Origin of the sequence: Dongia sp. (assembly GCF_041918875.1) — a bacterium.
Classification (GTDB): Bacteria; Pseudomonadota; Alphaproteobacteria; order Dongiales; family Dongiaceae; genus Dongia.
The window spans coordinates 52,466-68,666 of the sequence record NZ_JAYRUV010000001.1; the positions used below are offsets into that span (position 1 = coordinate 52,466).

Genomic DNA, 16,201 nt, shown 5'->3' on the forward strand with positions numbered 1-16,201 from the left:
CGGCTCAGCTCCATTTTTCCAGAAAGCGGTAGACTGCGTCGCCGCGGGCCAGGATGAGCCCGGCTTCGTTGCGTATTTCGGCCGTCGCGAAGGCGACGGTCTTCCCGCCGCCGATCCGGCGCCCCTCGGCCACGATCGTTTCGCCAGCCTTGCCCTGGCCCATGAACTGGATATTCATCGAGACCGTCACGGCACGGATGACCCGGTCGGGCCCGCCAGCATAGGCCACGGCGAATCCGGTCGCGGAATCGAGCAGCGTGGCTATGACACCGCCATGCGGGACTTCCATCCGGTTGAGATGCCGCGGCTCAAGCAGCAATTGGAGGCGGGCGAAATCCTTGGCTTTTTCGATCAATTCATAGCCGATCAATTCGGCATAGCCGCTATAGGGTCTTTCCATCACCGATCCGTCACACATCGTTGCCATAAAGCCGTCCGCTCGAGGTGAGCGGCGGCCGGTTCGCCGGCCACACTGCCCGTTCGGCAGCCGCCGGTAAAGCGTCCTTGCACCGGCGGGTTTTTCCCGCGACAGTGCGGTCGGACGAGATGATTTCGGGTGAGCGGGCAGCGTGCGGGAACGGATTGGCGGGGATGGATTGGGATAGATGATCGACCTTTATTCATGGGCCACGCCCAATGGGCACAAGATCCATATCATGCTGGAGGAGACGGGGCTGCCCTACCGCCTCCACAAGGTCGATATCGGCAAGGGCGAGCAATTCCGCGCCGAGTACATCGCGATCAATCCGAACAGCAAGATTCCGGCCATCGTCGATAGCGACGGCCCGGGCGGACAGCCCCTGACGCTGTTCGAGTCCGGCGCGATCCTCATCTATCTTGCCGAGAAGACCGGCAGGTTCCTGCCCGCCGACAGACGCCGCCGCTACGACGTGCTGCAATGGCTGATGTTCCAGATGGCCAGCATCGGGCCGATGTACGGCCAGGCCTGGCACTTCCGGTCCGTGGCGCCCGAGCGCATTCCCTATGCGGTGGACCGCTATACGAACGAAGTCACGCGCCTGCTGCGGGTGATGGAGCTGCGCCTAGAGGACAGCGCCTATCTCGGCGACCGGGATTATTCCATTGCCGATATCGCCGCCTGGCCCTGGGTCAAGGGCAGCGAAAAATACGGACAGAACATGGCCGACTTCCCGCATGTGGCGCGCTGGATCGCCACCATCGCCGAGCGGCCCGCCGTACAGCGCGGCCTCAATGTACTGGCGAAGGCGGCGTGAGGAGGCGGGCATGAATGCAGCGATCGAACTTTACACCTGGCCGACCCCCAACGGACATAAGATACACATAGCGCTTGAGGAACTGGGGCTGCCCTACAATGTCCACGCCGTGGATATCGGCGCCGGCGACCAGTTCCAGCCGGCATTCCTGAAGATCAGCCCCAACAACAAAATCCCGGCCATGGTCGACCCCGATGGGCCGGACGGCAAGCCGATCACCCTCATGGAATCGGGCGCAATGCTGCTCTATCTCGCCGAGAAGACCGGCAAGCTGATGGGAGCCGATGCGCGGGAGCGGGCGCTGGTCCTGCAATGGCTGATGTTCCAGATGGCGGGGGTCGGTCCCATGCTGGGCCAGACCCATCATTTTCTGCATTACGCGCCGGAGCAGTATCCGTATGCGATCGGACGCTATACCAGCGAGACGACGCGGCTCTACAAGGTGCTCGATGCACGCCTTGGCGAGAGCCTCTATCTCGCCGGGCCGGATTACAGTATCGCCGACATCGCCACCTGGCCCTGGCTGCGCTATTGGGACCGCCAGGGACAGGATATGAACGCGCATCCCAATCTGAAGCGCTGGTTCGACGCCATCGCCGAACGTCCGGCCGTCGCCAGGGGGCTGCGGGTTCTTGCCGATCGCAGCCGGACCAAGCCTTTCACCCAAGAAGAACGGGACATCCTCTTCGGCAGCAAGCAGCTCGATCGCCGTTCTTAACTTATTGATCCGGAGCGTAGTTTCCGATCAACCGTACCTCGCCAGCGGATGGCCAGCGGACGGTTTGACAATCCCTCGACGCCCCTTTAGTAAAGGCCCCGCATACGTCGTGAGACCGCGCCACTCGATTGTTTGCCGAGCGCGGAGGGGTGGCCGAGTGGCTGAAGGCGACGGTTTGCTAAACCGTTATAGGGGTTAAACCCTATCGTGGGTTCGAATCCCATCCCCTCCGCCATTTCTTTTATATTTTATCTTTGTAATTCAGTAATTTATAGAGTCGCAAGCAATGAGGCACGACCGCGTGCCGCAGCGTGGCCGGGGTGGGGGAATCATGGAAACGCACCTGTTTGACAAGAGCAGGATTGGACCTTCTGAGCTCTTCCGCCGCATCGGATACACCGCGGAGCGGCCATTCCTCATATATGCGCCGATCATCGAACTGACGCTGGGCGACTTCATCGGCAAGATCGCCTTCCTGGCGACGCTGAAGAACCAGTTCGATCACGCAATCCTCGATGTCCGCTTCAGGGACACGCGCCCCTATCTGCGCGATATCATCGCGCTTGCTCCCAATATCGATCGCGCGCTGCCATTGGTGAAGCGGAAGCGGAGCTGGGTGGAGAAGCTCTTGCGCCTGCCCAAGCCGACCGGAACCGCAAGCCTCGATGTGCGCAAGGGGCGGCGCCATGCTTTCTACGACATAGTCGTAACGGATTGGATGGCGGATGCCAGGAATGTTCATGGCCTGCCCGGCTCGGTTCCGCTTCGAATTCCCCCGGCCCTGGCGCCATCGCTTGAAGAAAAGCTGATCCGCCTCGGTCTCGACCCAAATCGATGGGTGGCCGCCATTCATTACCGGGAAAGCAGCTACGCCTGGCGCAAACGGGGTGAGGACCGAGACAGCGATCCGCGCGAATATGAACGGCTCGCCCATTTCATCATCGACAAGTTGGGTGGGCAAGTGGTCCGCCTCGGTCATCCCGAGATGGGCCCTTTTACGCCGCGCGAGGGTCTTCTCGACCTCAGCCGTATTCCGGGCAGCTTCATGCTTCAGGCGGCGGCGGTGTCGCATGCGCGATTCGTCGTCGCCGGTCCGTCGGGTGGCGTGGCGATGGGTTGGGGGTTTCATGTGCCCACCGGCTTGGTGGATGCGGTCGACGCCTTAGGCGGCTGGGGGCCGATGCATCAGGTCGTTCTCACGCACGAGGTCACAACGGCTGACGGGCGGCGCCTGCGCAACCGGGATCTGCTCGATTCGGGCCTTCTCTGCCGCTTCAAGTTGCGGCAGCGGCAGGAGGCGGGAGAGACCTTCGGCATCCGCAAGAATTCCAGCGCCGAGCTGTCGGCGGTCGCAGCCCATCTCTACGACGCCACATCGGAAATATCGGCGTGGCGGCCGCCGGCGCCGATGCCATCCGTCCCGGTGCGTCCCAACCATGTGGTCTGGCCGCCGCAAACGCGCGAGAATCTGGCTTTCCTCGACGTCTAGCTCCGCTTTCCGGTGCAGACTGCAATGAGATAGTGGGCCATCGGCGCAAAGCCGGTATGCACGACCTCGTCATTCATCGAAAACAGGAAGACGTTGTGAAAGTAGCGCGCCATCAGCGCCTTGAGATCCTTCCCCGTCTTGCAATTGATATGGCCCGCCTTGCTGGGCGGCGAGGCATAGGTCTGGCTTTCCAATGAAGGCGATCCAACGATGAGGACACCGAATTCGTTCAGCGAGGCCTGGAGGTTCTCGACGTAAAGGTGCTCCTGCTTCGGCGCGATATGCTCGATCACGTCGAGGCTGTAGATTCCGTCATAGGTTCCAGGCAAGGGTGCTGCCAGGATATCCGCCGTCCGCGCGCGGCAGTTCCAGCGGTCCACTTGATTGGCGTTCACGTCGGCCACGAAGATCGGGTCGAAATCATACAGATCGAGTGCGGACACCTCCTGCCTCACGATACGGCTGCCGAACCCGTCGCCGCAACCGAGCTCCGCGACTTTCCTGTACCCGGACAGCATCTTGGATACGAATTTGTAGCGCGACAGCGTAAAGACCATGCGCCTGGGATCGTCATACCAGACTTGGTTGGTCATAAGTCCCAGGCGCTGGAATCCGACCGCGTCTCGAACACTGAAACACACGTCGTACTGGGCTTCCTTGGTCTGCTCTGGAGTCTGCTCTGGCATGGCGTATCCGTTCAGGAATAGGTGTGGACGATGAAGCTTTTACCGGCCCACGACCAGTGGCCGAACTCCTCGCAGTCGAGGTTGAATTGCCCGCTCAGCTCTTTCCAAGCGCGCCGTTCGCCGAAGCGATCGCTCGCCTGGTTGCAATTCCAATCGTCGAAAATGACCAGAGCTCCCGCAGATATCTGCCGGCGCCGAAGCAATGGGGTGAGGCAGTCCATCGCGGACTGATAGAGGTCGCCATCCACATGCACGATCGCGAATTTGGCAGCCTCTGGAATCCTAGGAACAGTGTCGGCGAACCACCCTTCGCTGACAACGATCCTCTCATTGTCGAGAAAGCGCGAAACCTGTTTCCGCAACTCGGCCGCCGTGAGACCCCGGCAGGCGCCCATCGACCACAGGCCGGAACTCACATGCGGACTCTGGGCGTCCGCTTCGGCGCTGGCTTCCGGCAATCCCGAGAAACTGTCGAACAGCCACAGCCGGCGACCGTCGCCGCGACGCACTTCCTGCAAGGTCCGCGCGAAGACGGACGCGGTAAAACCGGTCGCGGTTCCGAATTCGACGATGTCTCCCTCAACATCGGCTCCGACGGCATATTGGACGGCGCGCTGCAATGTCGCACCGATATCGAGCCGCTGGCGCGCATACTCGTCAGGCAGGCTGTTGAAGACGGCCTCCAGCCTATGCGCCTTCCGCGCGGCTTTTTTGGAACGCTTCCAACCAGGGAACAATGTCATCATTCGACCTTCGCGCGGCTCTTTCCGATCATGCGGGGACACTACACCAGTTCCCAGGCGGGATAGTTGCGACATTGCGTCTCCTTCCGTGGAGCGCAGTTGTGCGCGACAGTTTTCGCTCGCGTCCAAGAAACTGGTTTTCATCGATGTCGGTCGATCGTCTTTTGCTGCTGACATATAGCCCGGGATATTCCCTAGGTATTCCTGCCCGGCCATTGCAATGACGCGGTGCAATTGCTGCGGTATCGGTGCCGTGGAGCTATTCCCGGGATTTGCCGCATTGGGCAGAGTGAGTTCCGATTGCAAGCCGGTAGCGCCGGGCGGCCAGGTCGGCCGATGCATGGCATGCGGCACCATTCAAAAGCCCCTGACGGAACCGCTCCTTGCCGACATGGCGGCGATCTACGCCGATTACGATGTTTATTACCAGGGCGGCGGCGCCGAGCAGCTGGTTCTCGACGGCCGCGATGGCCGGGCGAGGCGCCGGTCGGAAGTTCTCGTCGAGCGCCTGAACGCCAAGGGCATATTCGACAGGCCGGGGAACGCGCTCGATGTCGGCTGCGGCAACGGCGTGTTCCTCGCCGCGATCGCCGACAAAACGCCGGCATGGCGACTGGATGGACTGGATCTCGACGACCGGCATGAGGCGAGCCTCAATCGAATTCCGGGCTTCGGCCATCTGATCGCCGAGGATATTTTAACCCTTGCCGGGTGCTACGATTTTATCTCGGCAGTCCATGCCCTTGAACATTTGCCGGACCCGCGCGCGGCGCTTGCCGCTTTGCGGAACTGCCTGGCGCCTGACGGCGTACTCTTCATCCAGGCACCCAATATTGCCGAAAACCCCTTCGACATTCTGATTGCCGATCACGTTTCGCACTTCACGCCGGCGACACTCAGCCTTCTTCTCGGTCAAGCCGGCTTCCGTGTGGTGTCGATTGAAACCGACTGGATCGGCAAGGAACTGTCGGTCCTTGCCGTTCCCACCGAGGTTGCGACAGAATTGCCGGCCACACCCGAAGCGTTCGATATCGGAAAGCACATTGCCTGGCTGCGCGATGTTCAAGAAGAAGCTCTGCTCCTGTCGCAAACACGCCGCATCGGACTCTTCGGGACATCGATTGCCGCGACCTGGCTTGCCGGCTCGATCGGGGCGGACCGAGTCGCCTTTTTCGTCGACGAGGATCCGGCACGGCAAGGCCGGCCGCATTTCGGCAGGCGCATTCTCGCGCCGTCGGACGTGCCGGTGCGGAGTATCGTCTATTTCTGCCTTGCACCCGCCATGGCGGGAAAGATTGCCGCAAGGATGGCTGGGTTCGGCTTTTGCTGCATAACGCCCCGACAGGAAATGCGATGACATCCCTGGCGGAAATCCAGACGCAATTGCAGGCCTCGCTCAGGGACGGGGATACGGTTGCCTTCGTCTCGGGCAATTTCAACATCCTCCATCCTGGACATGTCCGGTTCCTGCAATTCGCAAAGTCGAACGGCACCTATCTTGTGGTCGGCCTGGCGCCCGACGGGCCACCGGCGATCAGCGTCGAAGCCGACATGCGCCTTGCCGCCGTCCAATCGATCGGCATGGTGGATTTTGCATTCATCATGGAAAGCGACGCAGCGACGGCGATCAAGGCGTTGAAACCTACCGTTGTCGCAAAAGGAAAAGAGCATCAATGCCGCGACAATCCGGAGCAAGCGGCGGTCGAGAGCTATGGCGGGCGTCTGCTGTTCAATTCCGGCGAAATGCGCTTCACCGATCTCAGCGCAATCGAACGCCAGTACGAGACGAATATCCTCAGTCCGTTCCGTCTCGATCATGGATTTCTGGAGCGCCACAAATACACGGCAGCGGATGTCCTGGCCCTGCTGGCGGAATTCCGGCAGCTGCGCACTCTCGTCATCGGCGATCTCATCGTCGATGAGTATGTCGACTGTGAACCGCTGGGCATGTCGCAGGAAGACGCAACGATCGTCGTCTCGCCGATCGGCCGGCGCCGGTTCGTGGGTGGCAGCGGGATCGTGTCGGCGCATTGCGCGAGCCTCGGTGCCGGGGTCGAGTATATCACGGTCGGCTCCGACGGCCCGCTTCGCGACTTCGCGCTGGAATCGCTCGGGAACAATGGCGTCAATGCCCATTTCTTCCACGATCGCAGCCGGCCGGTGACGCTAAAGCAGCGATATCGCGTTCACAACAAGACCATGCTGCGGGTGAGCGAACTGCGTCAGCATGCAATCGAGCATCAAATCCAGGATGCGATCTTTGAACGCGTCGAGGAACTGATTTCGTCGATCGACCTCATCATCTTCTCCGACTTCAATTATGGCTGCATCCCGACCGAGCTGGCCGCGCGCATTACGCTGCTGGCCAAGGAGCATGACGTGCGGCTGGCAGCCGACAGCCAGGCATCGTCGCAACTGGCGGATATATCGAGGTTCAGGGGCATGGACATCATCACCCCGACGGAGCGCGAAGCGCGCCTCGCCCTGAAGGACGCAGAATGCGGCTTGGTCGAGCTGGGAGAACGGCTGCGGGTCGCCGCCGAGGCCAATAACGTGATCATCACGCTTGGTGATGACGGCCTGCTGATCCACGCACCCCGCTATGGCCTGTTGCGTACCGACCGGATCAAGGCCATGAACGTGCGGCCGCAGGATGTAGCCGGAGCGGGCGATTCGCTTCTTAGCGCCGTTGCGCTCGGCCTTTGCGCCGGTGCCGATATCTGGCTCAGTGCCTATCTGGGTTCGGTCGCGGCTGCCTGCCAGGTCTCCGTCATCGGCAATTCGCCGCTCAGCCCGCAATCGATCACGGAGGTGCTGGGCTGATGCGCGCCTTGCTGCTTGCCGCGGGGCTCGGCACGAGGTTGCGGCCGATCACCGAGGCGATACCCAAATGCCTGGTGCCGATCCGCGGCCAGCCGCTGCTCGACTATTGGCTTGTCAATCTGGCCGGCGCGGGTGTCGAGGAAATCCTGATCAATACCGGCTATCTGTCGGATCTGGTGCGCGCTCATGTCCGCCGCTCACCCTGGGCGAATCGTATCACGCTGGTCCATGAGGATCGCCTGCTGGGGACCGGCGGGACGGTTCTCGCCAACCGCGCCTTCTTCGGCGAAGAATCGTTCCTGGTGATCCACGCGGACAATCTGTCGGCAATCGATCTCGACGCCTTTCGCCAAGCGCATCGCGGCCGAAAGCCCGATACCGACATGACGATGGCGCTCTTCCGAACCGACCAGCCGTCGAATTGCGGCATCGTGCAACTGGACTCGGAAGGCAGGGTTGTGGAATTCCATGAAAAGATGGCCGACCCGCCGGGGAACCTTGCCAACGGTGCCGTCTATATCTTTGAACCGGAAGTGTTCAGGCGACTTGCGCGTGTAGGCAAACCGACAATCGACCTCTCGACCGAGATCATTCCCGGTTATGTCGGGCGGATCCAGTCCTACGAAATCACGGGCTACCATCGCGACATCGGGACCGTCGAGGGCTTGACCCGGGCTGAGCGGGAATACCAGCCATTGCGCTGCCGCGACGCAAGCCCAGATCGGAACAGTGAGATTCAATGATTGTGGATCTTGCGCATTTGGACCGGATGGCCAGAGAGCTTCGCGGTCTCATCATCGAGATGACCCATCAGGCAAAGCCGGCGCATCTCGCCTCGGCCTTATCTTGCGTCGATATCGTGACGGTCCTCTACTGGACCATCCTCAAGATCGATCCCGCCCGCCCACTGGCGCCGGAACGAGACCGGTTCATCCTCTCCAAGGGGCATGCCGCTCTTACCCTCTATGCCGCGCTGACGAAGCGCGGCTTCTGCTCGGCCGAGGATTTGCGGACCTTCAACACCAATGGCGGTCGCCTGGCGGAACATCCGGGGCTGCAATGCCTGCCTGGCGTCGAAGCGGCGACCGGATCGCTCGGCCATGGCTTGCCTCTGGCGGTCGGCATGTCGCTGGCGGCACGCCTCGGCAACCAGCCGAGCCGGGTGTTCGCGCTGATGAGCGATGGCGAATGCAACGAGGGATCGGTCTGGGAGGCGGCCATGTTCGCTGCCGGGCAGAAACTGGGCAATCTCTGCGCCATCATCGATTTCAACAAATGGCAGGCGACGGGGCGCAGCCAGGAAGTCCTGCAGCTGGACCCGCTGCCGGAAAAATGGGCTTCCTTCGGCTGGGATACCGTGCGTCTCGACGGCCATGATCATCGTGCCTTGCACGAATGCCTGTCGCATCACGGCACCGGCCGCAAGCGTCCTCTGGCGATCATTGCCGACACGGTGAAGGGTAAAGGCGTGTCGTTCATGGAGGACGACAATAACTGGCACTACCGCGTTCCCACGGCCGATGAGGTCACGGCCGCGAAGAAAGAACTGGGCCTCGCATGAGAAACGCCTTCGCCGATGAGATGACGAAGATCTGCCGCGAGGATGCGAGGGCTGTCCTGCTTTCGGGCGATATTGGCAATCGGCTGTTCGACCGGCTGAAGGAGGCGGCTCCCGACCGCTTCTTCAACTGCGGCGTCGCGGAAGCCAACATGATCGGCCTGGGTGCCGGCATGGCTCTCTCCGGTTGGCGGCCAGTGGCCTATACGATCACGCCCTTCATCACCACGCGTGTGCTGGAACAGATCCGTATCGACGTCTGCTATCACAACGTGCCGATGATCATCGTCGGCGTCGGCGGCGGATTGTCCTATGCGGCCTTGGGGCCAACGCATCACGCGCTGGAAGATATCGCCTTTCTGCGAGCGCTGCCGAACATGGCGGTTCTATGCCCCGGCGATGCGATGGAGGTTCGCGCCTGCCTGCGCACGGCCATGCAGCATGACGGCCCCAGCTACATCCGCTTGGGCAAGAAGGGTGAGCCGGTGATCCACGCCGCGATTCCGACGGTCATGCTTGGCCGCAGCATCGATATCCGCCCTGATGGCGAAATCGCCATCCTGGCCGTGGGGAACCTTCTGCCGGTCGCGCTCGATGCAGCCGACAAGCTGGCCGCGGTTGGGATCGCGGCTTCCGTTACCTCCGTCGTCTCGGTGAAGCCACTCGACACCGCGAGGCTTCGTCGGGCATTCGAGGAGCAGCGCCTGGTCGTGACGGTCGAGGAACATAGCGCCGTCGGCGGCTTCGGCAGCGCCGTTGCGGAGTGGATGGTCGATCGAGGCGAAGCAGGTCTCCCGCCGCTGCTGCGGATTGCTGCTCCCGATGCGTTCTACACCCTATCGGGTTCGCAGAGTTTCGCGCGGACGACTCTGGGCCTCGACGCCACCTCGATCGCCGAAAAGATCATCGGTCGGCTCGGGTTGCGCGCCTGAGTCAATCGGAAATGCAAGGATATCTAAATGCGGACTGAAGCGGCAATTCTTGTCAAGACGGGCCAACCGCTCGAGATCTGGGAGATCGAGGTTCCGGCATTGAAGCCCGGACAGGTCTTGATCGAGATGCAGTATAGCGGTGCCTGCCGCACTCAGATCCTCGAAATCAGAGGTCTTAAGGGTGAAGATAAATGGGTGCCCCATTGTCTGGGACATGAGGGTGTCGGCCGGGTTCTCGAGATTGGCGCCGATGTGAGCCGCGTGGCGCCTGACGACCAAGTCGTACTGAGCTGGCTGCGTGGTCCCGGCTTGGAGGCCGGTGGCGCGAAGTACCGTCACGCCGGAGTTGAGGTCAATGCGGGCGGTGTCACGACCTTTCAACGACTGGCGGTCGTCTCCGAAAACAGGGTTTCGAAGGTTCCGGCCGATATCGCAGCTCAGCAGGCGATCATGCTGGGCTGTGCTCTGCCGACCGGATTCGGTTGTGTCGCGAATACCGGCCGGGCGAAGGCAGGCGATTCAGTGGTCGTGTTCGGCGCGGGCGGGATCGGACTCTCGGCCATCATGACGGCGGCCGTTCTGGGTTGCAGCCCAGTCATCGCGGTCGATATTTCGGCCGAGAAGCGGGCGCTGGCTCAGCGTTGCGGCGCCAGCCAGGTCATCGATCCGGTGCATCAGGATTGTGTCGCCGAGATCCGCGTGGCGACAGCCGGCCGGGGTGCCGATATCGCGGTGGAAGCCACGGGCAATGTCGATGTGATGCGGACCGCCCTCGACTGCGTGCGTGCCCAAGGCGGGCGGGCGGTGATCGCCGGCAACGCGCCGGCGGGTGCGATGCTGGCGGTCTCGCCCGCTCAACTCAACCAGGGCAAGAGCCTCTTGGGCACATGGGGTGGCGATTGCGAGCCGGCCCGGGATTTCCCGATTCTCGCGGATCTGATGCGATCTGGACGGCTCGATGTCGCGCCGCTGCTCTCAAGGCCCTATGCCTTGGCAGAGATCAACGCCGCCATCGACGACCTTGAAGCCGGCCGGGTCGGCAGGCCGCTCATCGACATGAGCCTCAGATAGGGGTGTCCGGGCGATGATCGTTGGCCTCGATTTCGACAATACCATTGCATGCTACGATCATGTCTTCCATCGCGCTGCCCGCGAACAGGATTTGATCCCGGAAACGACACCGAGCGGCAAGACCGCTGTGCGCGACTATCTGCGCGCCGCCGGCCGGGAGGATGACTGGACCCGATTGCAGGGCTATGTCTATGGCAGGCGCATGGACTTGGCCGGCATCTACCCCGGTGTCCTGGATGTCATCCGCCAGTGTCTTGCCGCCGGCATCCCGATCAAAATAATCAGCCATAGAACCCGGCATCCCTATCTGGGACCCGCGTACGATCTCCATGCCGCCGCCCGCACCTTTCTTGAGGAGCGCGGTCTGTTCGACGTGACGCGCGGCGGCCTGAATCCCGAAGATGTATTCTTCGAGGCGGAATTGACGGCCAAGCTCCACCGGATAGGCGAACAGGCTTGCACGCATTACCTGGACGATCTGCCGGAGGTTCTCGGTCATGCGGCATTTCCGGCGGGCGTCGAGCGATTCCTGTTCGACCCTGCGGGCAATCACCGGGCGGTCACCGCCTATCGGCAGGTGAGTTCCTGGCCGGAATTCCTGGATAGCCTGTCGGTCCCTGCGCCATGATCGATCAGGCTATCGAGAATCCGACCGTCCTGACGCCGGCCGCCACCGCCCTGCTGGCGCGCGCCTGCCTCTATCCACCCTATAGGGTTCATGCGCTCACCGGCGGCAAGAATAACCGCGTGCTGAAGATCGCGCCGGCTGCTGGCGAGCCCGTCGTCCTCAAGATGTATTTCCAGCATCCGGACGATCCGCGCGACCGCCTCGGTCACGAATGGGCGTTCAGCCGCTACGCATGGGTCCACAACATCCGTGCCGTGCCAGAGCCGCTGCTGCAAGACGGCGATCGTGGAATGGCCCTCTACCAGTTCGTTGCCGGCATGCCATTTGGCGTGGGCGAGGTCGGCGGGCGCGATGTGGAGGCAGCCTGCAAATTCATCCGCGATCTCAACCAGGCTCGGGAATCGGCAGATGCGGCCTTCCTCCCAGCTGGGTCCGAAGCGTGCTTCACGATTGCGCAGCATCTCGATCTCCTCGAACGGCGGCTGCGGCAGCTCTCGCTCGTGCCGGCAACGCCGGAAACCCAGCCGATGCTGGACTGGCTTCACCGCCATCTGATGCCAACCTGGAAGCTCGCCGAAAGCCGAACGCGATCATTGGCGGCCCGGGCGGATATACCTTTGGGGGAGGTGCTGAGCAAGCCGGAACGCCTGGTCTCGCCTTCCGATTTCGGCTTTCACAATGCGCTGCGCCGTCCATCGGGCGAAATCTGCTTCCTCGATTTCGAGTATGCCGGGTGGGACGATCCCGCCAAGCTATGTGGCGACTTCTTCAATCAGATCGAAGTTCCGGTTGCCCTGGATCATCTGCCGTCCATTGAGACCGCCTTGACGTCGATCGCACCAAGGCCGGAGCTGCTGAGGTGGCGGATCGCTGCCCTTCTGCCGGTCTATGCCATAAAGTGGTGCTGCATCTGTCTTGGTCCCTATCTTCGGGCGGGTCTGACGCGGCGCCAATTCGCAGGGAATATCGCCGACGATTGGCACGAGCACGCATTGGCACGGGCCGTCAGACAGTTCGCCAAAGTCCAAGCCACATTAGATCTAGCCCCGAGAGCATGAAATGGCCGAAGTCGACTTCATCAGTCTGGTGCATAAATCGACGAAGCGCGACTATCTGGCGCGCGTCAACGAGATCGACAAGGCCATCGTCGCCGAGAAGGCCATCCAGTACGGACCTGATTACTGGGACGGGGATCGTCTGACCGGTTATGGCGGCTATCGCTATGACGGCCGTTGGCGCAAAGTGGCCGATGCGATGGTGGCACGTTACGGCATCAAGCCTGGAGACCGTATTCTCGATGTCGGCGCCGGCAAGGGATTCCTGTTACACGACTTCACCGAAGCCATGCCGGGCGTAGAGGTCACGGGCATCGACATATCTGACTATGCCATACGGGAAGCAAAGCCGGAGGTGCGGACGCGGCTGCAGGTCGGCAATGCCAGCAAGCTGCCTTTTCCCGACGATTCCTTCGATTTTGTGGTGTCGATCAACACATTGCACAATCTCTATCTGCCCGATCTCTTCGGCGCGGTGAAGGAAATCGACCGCGTGTGCCGAACTGGGAAGAGCCATATCACCGTCGAGGCCTATCGCAATGAGCGCGAAAAGGTGAACCTGATGTATTGGCAGCTGACCTGTCGTGCTTTCCATACGCCGGAAGAGTGGCAATGGCTATTCAGCCAATGCGGCTACCGGGGCGATTGGGGTTTCATCTTCTTTGAGTGACAGAAATCCACATCGCCACGCTTTGATCGTCGGTGCCCGCAGCCAGATCGGCGCGGCGCTGAGGCCGGTTCTTGCAGAGCGAAACTGGCGCGTCACCGGCACGGATCGGAGACAAGGCCAGCCGGGCGACCGGTATCTCGACCTCAGCCGCCCTCTCGATCTTCGAGCGTTGCCCGCGGATGTCGATATCGTGTTTCTGTTGGCCGGTGTCACATCGATCGCTGCTTGCGAGGCGGATCCGGACGGCACGGCGATCGTCAATGTCTCCGCTCCTGCCACAATTGCCCGGCACTGCGCGTCGATCGGGGCGCGCGCGGTCATGGTGTCGACCAACTTGGTTCTTGACGGCACTATTGCGCAAGCGCCAGTAACAGCCGCCTATGCGCCAAGCTGTATATATGGGCGGCAGAAGGTTGCGCTTGAACAGACACTGCTGGACCTCGCGCCAGGAGCGACGATCCTGCGCGTGACCAAGATCGCCGAGACCTTGCTGCCACTCTTGGGCGAATGGAAGGTGGCACTTCTCAATCGTCAACGCATCCGCCCTTTCCACGATCTCCATTGCTGTCCATTGCGGCTGGCGGATGCCGTCGCCTGCCTGGTTGGGATTGCCGAAAATGGCGTCGCCGGCGTCGTCCATTGCAGCGGGGAAGGCGATGTGAGCTATGTCGATATCGCGCTGCGTTTGACAGATCATCTCCGCCTGTCCCGCAATCTTGTTTTGGGTACGACCTCTACGCAAGCCGGCATGACGCTGGCGGTTGCGCCGCGCCACACGACCCTCGATATGACGGACTTTGCAGATCGCTTCAAATTCATGCCGGCGGGATTGGATGAAACCCTGTCGACTGTCTTTGACCTCATTCCCTGATTGAGGGCGGGACCGGCCGCTTTCAATCGGCAAATACATGCCGGGAGAGGAAGGCTGAGACCGGCTCCGACATCGGGCGACGAAGCTGGGTTTCGCTAGCACTGTCTACGACACGCAGATGATCGAAACCGTCCAGCAGCTGAATAGAGCGGTGCAGCCGCGCTTTCATCCCGGCGGCAACATCGATGTCCCTATCCCCGATCATGATGGAGCGCCGCCTATCGAGTGCCAGCCGGTCCAGAGCAAAGTCGATCATGCCCGGCAGCGGCTTCCTGAAGCCCATCGGATCGATGCGAAATCCATCCATGCCCTCGGCCGGGTGATGAGGGCAAGCGACCGTCGCGTGAATCAGGGGCGCCGCTGATCGCAACCGTTCGCCGAGCAGGGCCAACATGCGGGCCTGGACAGCCTCGAATGCTTCCCATCCATAGTAGCCGCGCCCAATCCCCGATTGATTGGTGACGAGGACGATCGCGGTTCCCCGCCGCACGGCAAGATCGAACATATCCTCGACGTTCGCGCAAAGCCGCACCTCATCCGGCCTCGATACAAAGGAGCGATCCTCGATGATCACACCGTCCCGGTCGAGGAACAAGCAGGGGACCCCCGGAGTCGGCTTCTCCAGAAGCCGGAAGTAGTCCCCGCTCGGCAACAGGAATCGCGACTCGTTACCGGCGGGCATGCGCTCACCGCGACCGGATTTGGCAGGTGGCAGAAAGTGTCAGAGGTCGCTCAAGGCTTGTGGACATAGGATTGCGGCAATTGCTGCAGGGCGGTCAGATTCTCCCGCACCCAGTCGATCGTCTGGCGGATGCCGCTCTCAAGGCTGATCTCATCCGACCAACCCAGTTCGGCACGAATCTTTCCGGTATCCAGCATATAGGCGTTGTCCTTGCCCAGCCTTTCGCCTACTTCCTCGACACAGGCGTCGATATCGAGGCCCAGCTTGCGCAGAATTCCCGCGACCAGGTCGCGGATGGTAACGCTCTTCGTGGTCGAGATATGATAGGTGTCACCCAATCTACCGTGCTCGGCAACGAGGTAGGTCGCTGCAGCCACATCGCGGACATGGATGAAGGAGCGCGTCGAATACCCGCCGCCATGCAATTGCAGGCGCTTGCCGGTCAGTGCGTAGAGAATGGTGCGGGGCAAAATACGATAAAGCTGCTGACCTGGACCATAGACATTCGCGGCGCGGGTGAAGAGGACTGGGAAGGCGTAGGCCTCATGAAAGCTGCGCAGGCTCATGTCGCCGGCGGCGCGCGACACGGCATAGGGCGTGCTCGGCTGGAAATGGCAATCCTCCCGCACCCATCCCTCTGTGCTGCCGTAAACTTCGGGCGTCGTGACATGGACATATTTCTCGAGAAAATCGAGATGACGCAGGCGCTCGTGCAACCGTACGGCGGAGACCACATTGGTCATCATCCAATGATCCGGATGCTGCCAGCTTTCGCCGACCATGCTTTGCGCGGCGAAGTTGACGATACGGCTCGGCCGCTCGCGGTCGATCAGCGCCATCAGGGCGTCGAGGTCGTGATTGAGATCGATGCGATGAAAGTTGAAAGCGGCATCACGCCTGTCCCAGGCATAGATCCGAAAAGGCATCGCGACCTCTTCCGATCGGCTGACGCCGACCGTATCGATGCCCTGACTGAGAAGATAGTCGACAAAGCCGGCACCGGAGAACGAGTTCGACCCGATCACGAGATAGGAGGCCAC

The 16,201-nt window shown here is 61.5% G+C and carries 18 protein-coding genes and 1 tRNA gene; 14 read left to right on the forward strand and 5 right to left on the reverse strand.

Annotated elements, in window-relative coordinates:
* Positions 1–4: 4 nt before the first annotated feature.
* Positions 5–400: a PaaI family thioesterase gene (locus ACE3TY_RS00240; protein WP_374649770.1), complete on the reverse strand. Its 396-nt coding sequence runs from the start codon at positions 398–400 to the stop codon at positions 5–7.
* Positions 401–605: 205 nt separating this feature from the next.
* On the opposite strand from ACE3TY_RS00240, the gene ACE3TY_RS00245 reads away from it, so the two are divergent.
* From ACE3TY_RS00245 to ACE3TY_RS00260, 4 genes are all read left to right on the forward strand, one after another.
* Positions 606–1,235, forward strand: coding sequence for a glutathione S-transferase N-terminal domain-containing protein (locus ACE3TY_RS00245; RefSeq protein ID WP_374649772.1), 630 nt, complete (start codon positions 606–608; stop codon positions 1,233–1,235).
* Positions 1,236–1,245: 10 nt separating this feature from the next.
* Complete coding sequence (locus ACE3TY_RS00250; protein ID WP_374649774.1) at positions 1,246–1,953, forward strand: glutathione S-transferase N-terminal domain-containing protein; 708 nt, start codon at positions 1,246–1,248, stop codon at positions 1,951–1,953.
* Between the two features lie 143 nt (positions 1,954–2,096).
* Positions 2,097–2,188 (forward strand) — tRNA-Ser (locus ACE3TY_RS00255).
* Positions 2,189–2,284: 96 nt separating this feature from the next.
* Complete coding sequence (locus tag ACE3TY_RS00260; protein ID WP_374649776.1) at positions 2,285–3,442, forward strand: TIGR04372 family glycosyltransferase; 1,158 nt, start codon at positions 2,285–2,287, stop codon at positions 3,440–3,442.
* Here the strand turns inward: ACE3TY_RS00260 and ACE3TY_RS00265 are convergent.
* Together ACE3TY_RS00265 and ACE3TY_RS00270 are read right to left on the reverse strand one after the other, a co-directional pair.
* Positions 3,439–4,128, reverse strand: a complete 690-nt coding sequence (locus ACE3TY_RS00265) for a class I SAM-dependent methyltransferase (protein ID WP_374649778.1) — start codon at positions 4,126–4,128, stop codon at positions 3,439–3,441. The two genes, ACE3TY_RS00260 and ACE3TY_RS00265, sit on opposite strands and share 4 nt — an antisense overlap.
* A gap of 11 nt (positions 4,129–4,139) precedes the next feature.
* Positions 4,140–5,228 (reverse strand): TylF/MycF/NovP-related O-methyltransferase, encoded by a 1,089-nt coding sequence (locus tag ACE3TY_RS00270; protein ID WP_374649780.1) that lies wholly within the window; start codon positions 5,226–5,228, stop codon positions 4,140–4,142.
* On the opposite strand from ACE3TY_RS00270, the gene ACE3TY_RS00275 reads away from it, so the two are divergent.
* From ACE3TY_RS00275 to ACE3TY_RS00320, 10 genes are read left to right on the forward strand one after another with little or no spacing between them, the layout of a single operon-like run.
* On the forward strand, positions 5,212–6,228 hold the full coding sequence (locus ACE3TY_RS00275; protein ID WP_374649782.1) for a class I SAM-dependent methyltransferase: 1,017 nt from the start codon (positions 5,212–5,214) through the stop codon (positions 6,226–6,228). The two genes, ACE3TY_RS00270 and ACE3TY_RS00275, sit on opposite strands and share 17 nt — an antisense overlap.
* A complete protein-coding gene (locus ACE3TY_RS00280; protein ID WP_374649784.1) occupies positions 6,225–7,694 on the forward strand; it encodes a PfkB family carbohydrate kinase in 1,470 nt (489 codons plus the stop codon). Before ACE3TY_RS00275 ends, ACE3TY_RS00280 begins: the two co-directional genes overlap by 4 nt.
* Entirely contained in the window at positions 7,694–8,437 is a 744-nt protein-coding gene (locus tag ACE3TY_RS00285; RefSeq protein WP_374649786.1) for a nucleotidyltransferase family protein, read from the forward strand. The genes ACE3TY_RS00280 and ACE3TY_RS00285 overlap by 1 nt, the downstream gene beginning before the upstream one ends.
* Positions 8,434–9,255, forward strand: coding sequence for a transketolase (locus ACE3TY_RS00290; protein ID WP_374649788.1), 822 nt, complete (start codon positions 8,434–8,436; stop codon positions 9,253–9,255). The genes ACE3TY_RS00285 and ACE3TY_RS00290 overlap by 4 nt, the downstream gene beginning before the upstream one ends.
* The gene (locus ACE3TY_RS00295; RefSeq protein WP_374649790.1) at positions 9,252–10,184 is read left to right on the forward strand and encodes a transketolase family protein; all 933 of its coding nucleotides are present in this window, start codon (positions 9,252–9,254) and stop codon (positions 10,182–10,184) included. The genes ACE3TY_RS00290 and ACE3TY_RS00295 overlap by 4 nt, the downstream gene beginning before the upstream one ends.
* Before the next feature lie 27 nt (positions 10,185–10,211).
* Entirely contained in the window at positions 10,212–11,255 is a 1,044-nt protein-coding gene (locus tag ACE3TY_RS00300) for a zinc-binding dehydrogenase (RefSeq protein ID WP_374649791.1), read from the forward strand.
* Positions 11,256–11,268: 13 nt separating this feature from the next.
* The gene (locus ACE3TY_RS00305) at positions 11,269–11,883 is read left to right on the forward strand and encodes a hypothetical protein (protein ID WP_374649793.1); all 615 of its coding nucleotides are present in this window, start codon (positions 11,269–11,271) and stop codon (positions 11,881–11,883) included.
* Positions 11,880–12,941 carry a phosphotransferase gene (locus tag ACE3TY_RS00310; protein WP_374649795.1) on the forward strand — a complete coding sequence of 354 codons (1,062 nt, stop codon included), beginning with the start codon at positions 11,880–11,882 and terminating at the stop codon, positions 12,939–12,941. Before ACE3TY_RS00305 ends, ACE3TY_RS00310 begins: the two co-directional genes overlap by 4 nt.
* A 1-nt stretch (position 12,942) precedes the next feature.
* On the forward strand, positions 12,943–13,608 hold the full coding sequence (locus ACE3TY_RS00315) for a class I SAM-dependent methyltransferase (RefSeq protein ID WP_374649797.1): 666 nt from the start codon (positions 12,943–12,945) through the stop codon (positions 13,606–13,608).
* 22 nt (positions 13,609–13,630) lie between these two features.
* Positions 13,631–14,479 (forward strand): NAD(P)-dependent oxidoreductase, encoded by an 849-nt coding sequence (locus ACE3TY_RS00320; protein ID WP_374649799.1) that lies wholly within the window; start codon positions 13,631–13,633, stop codon positions 14,477–14,479.
* Positions 14,480–14,501: 22 nt separating this feature from the next.
* On the opposite strand, the gene ACE3TY_RS00325 is transcribed toward ACE3TY_RS00320, so the two are convergent.
* Both ACE3TY_RS00325 and ACE3TY_RS00330 read right to left on the reverse strand, forming a co-directional pair.
* Positions 14,502–15,074, reverse strand: a complete 573-nt coding sequence (locus ACE3TY_RS00325; RefSeq protein ID WP_374649800.1) for an HAD-IIIA family hydrolase — start codon at positions 15,072–15,074, stop codon at positions 14,502–14,504.
* Positions 15,075–15,211: 137 nt separating this feature from the next.
* Positions 15,212–16,201, reverse strand: coding sequence for a GDP-mannose 4,6-dehydratase (locus ACE3TY_RS00330; protein WP_374649802.1), 990 nt, complete (start codon positions 16,199–16,201; stop codon positions 15,212–15,214).

Bases quoted from the DNA above. Each gene is read 5' to 3' on its own strand.
- ACE3TY_RS00240 (WP_374649770.1), bottom strand. From the start codon at position 400: ATGGAAAGACCCTATAGCGGCTATGCCGAATTGATCGGCTATGAATTG.
- ACE3TY_RS00245 (WP_374649772.1), top strand. From the start codon at position 606: ATGATCGACCTTTATTCATGGGCCACGCCCAATGGGCACAAGATCCAT.
- ACE3TY_RS00250 (WP_374649774.1), top strand. From the start codon at position 1,246: ATGAATGCAGCGATCGAACTTTACACCTGGCCGACCCCCAACGGACAT.
- ACE3TY_RS00260 (WP_374649776.1), top strand. From the start codon at position 2,285: ATGGAAACGCACCTGTTTGACAAGAGCAGGATTGGACCTTCTGAGCTC.
- ACE3TY_RS00265 (WP_374649778.1), bottom strand. From the start codon at position 4,128: ATGCCAGAGCAGACTCCAGAGCAGACCAAGGAAGCCCAGTACGACGTG.
- ACE3TY_RS00275 (WP_374649782.1), top strand. From the start codon at position 5,212: ATGGCATGCGGCACCATTCAAAAGCCCCTGACGGAACCGCTCCTTGCC.
- ACE3TY_RS00270 (WP_374649780.1), bottom strand. From the start codon at position 5,228: ATGGTGCCGCATGCCATGCATCGGCCGACCTGGCCGCCCGGCGCTACC.
- ACE3TY_RS00280 (WP_374649784.1), top strand. From the start codon at position 6,225: ATGACATCCCTGGCGGAAATCCAGACGCAATTGCAGGCCTCGCTCAGG.
- ACE3TY_RS00285 (WP_374649786.1), top strand. From the start codon at position 7,694: ATGCGCGCCTTGCTGCTTGCCGCGGGGCTCGGCACGAGGTTGCGGCCG.
- ACE3TY_RS00290 (WP_374649788.1), top strand. From the start codon at position 8,434: ATGATTGTGGATCTTGCGCATTTGGACCGGATGGCCAGAGAGCTTCGC.
- ACE3TY_RS00295 (WP_374649790.1), top strand. From the start codon at position 9,252: ATGAGAAACGCCTTCGCCGATGAGATGACGAAGATCTGCCGCGAGGAT.
- ACE3TY_RS00300 (WP_374649791.1), top strand. From the start codon at position 10,212: ATGCGGACTGAAGCGGCAATTCTTGTCAAGACGGGCCAACCGCTCGAG.
- ACE3TY_RS00305 (WP_374649793.1), top strand. From the start codon at position 11,269: ATGATCGTTGGCCTCGATTTCGACAATACCATTGCATGCTACGATCAT.
- ACE3TY_RS00310 (WP_374649795.1), top strand. From the start codon at position 11,880: ATGATCGATCAGGCTATCGAGAATCCGACCGTCCTGACGCCGGCCGCC.
- ACE3TY_RS00315 (WP_374649797.1), top strand. From the start codon at position 12,943: ATGGCCGAAGTCGACTTCATCAGTCTGGTGCATAAATCGACGAAGCGC.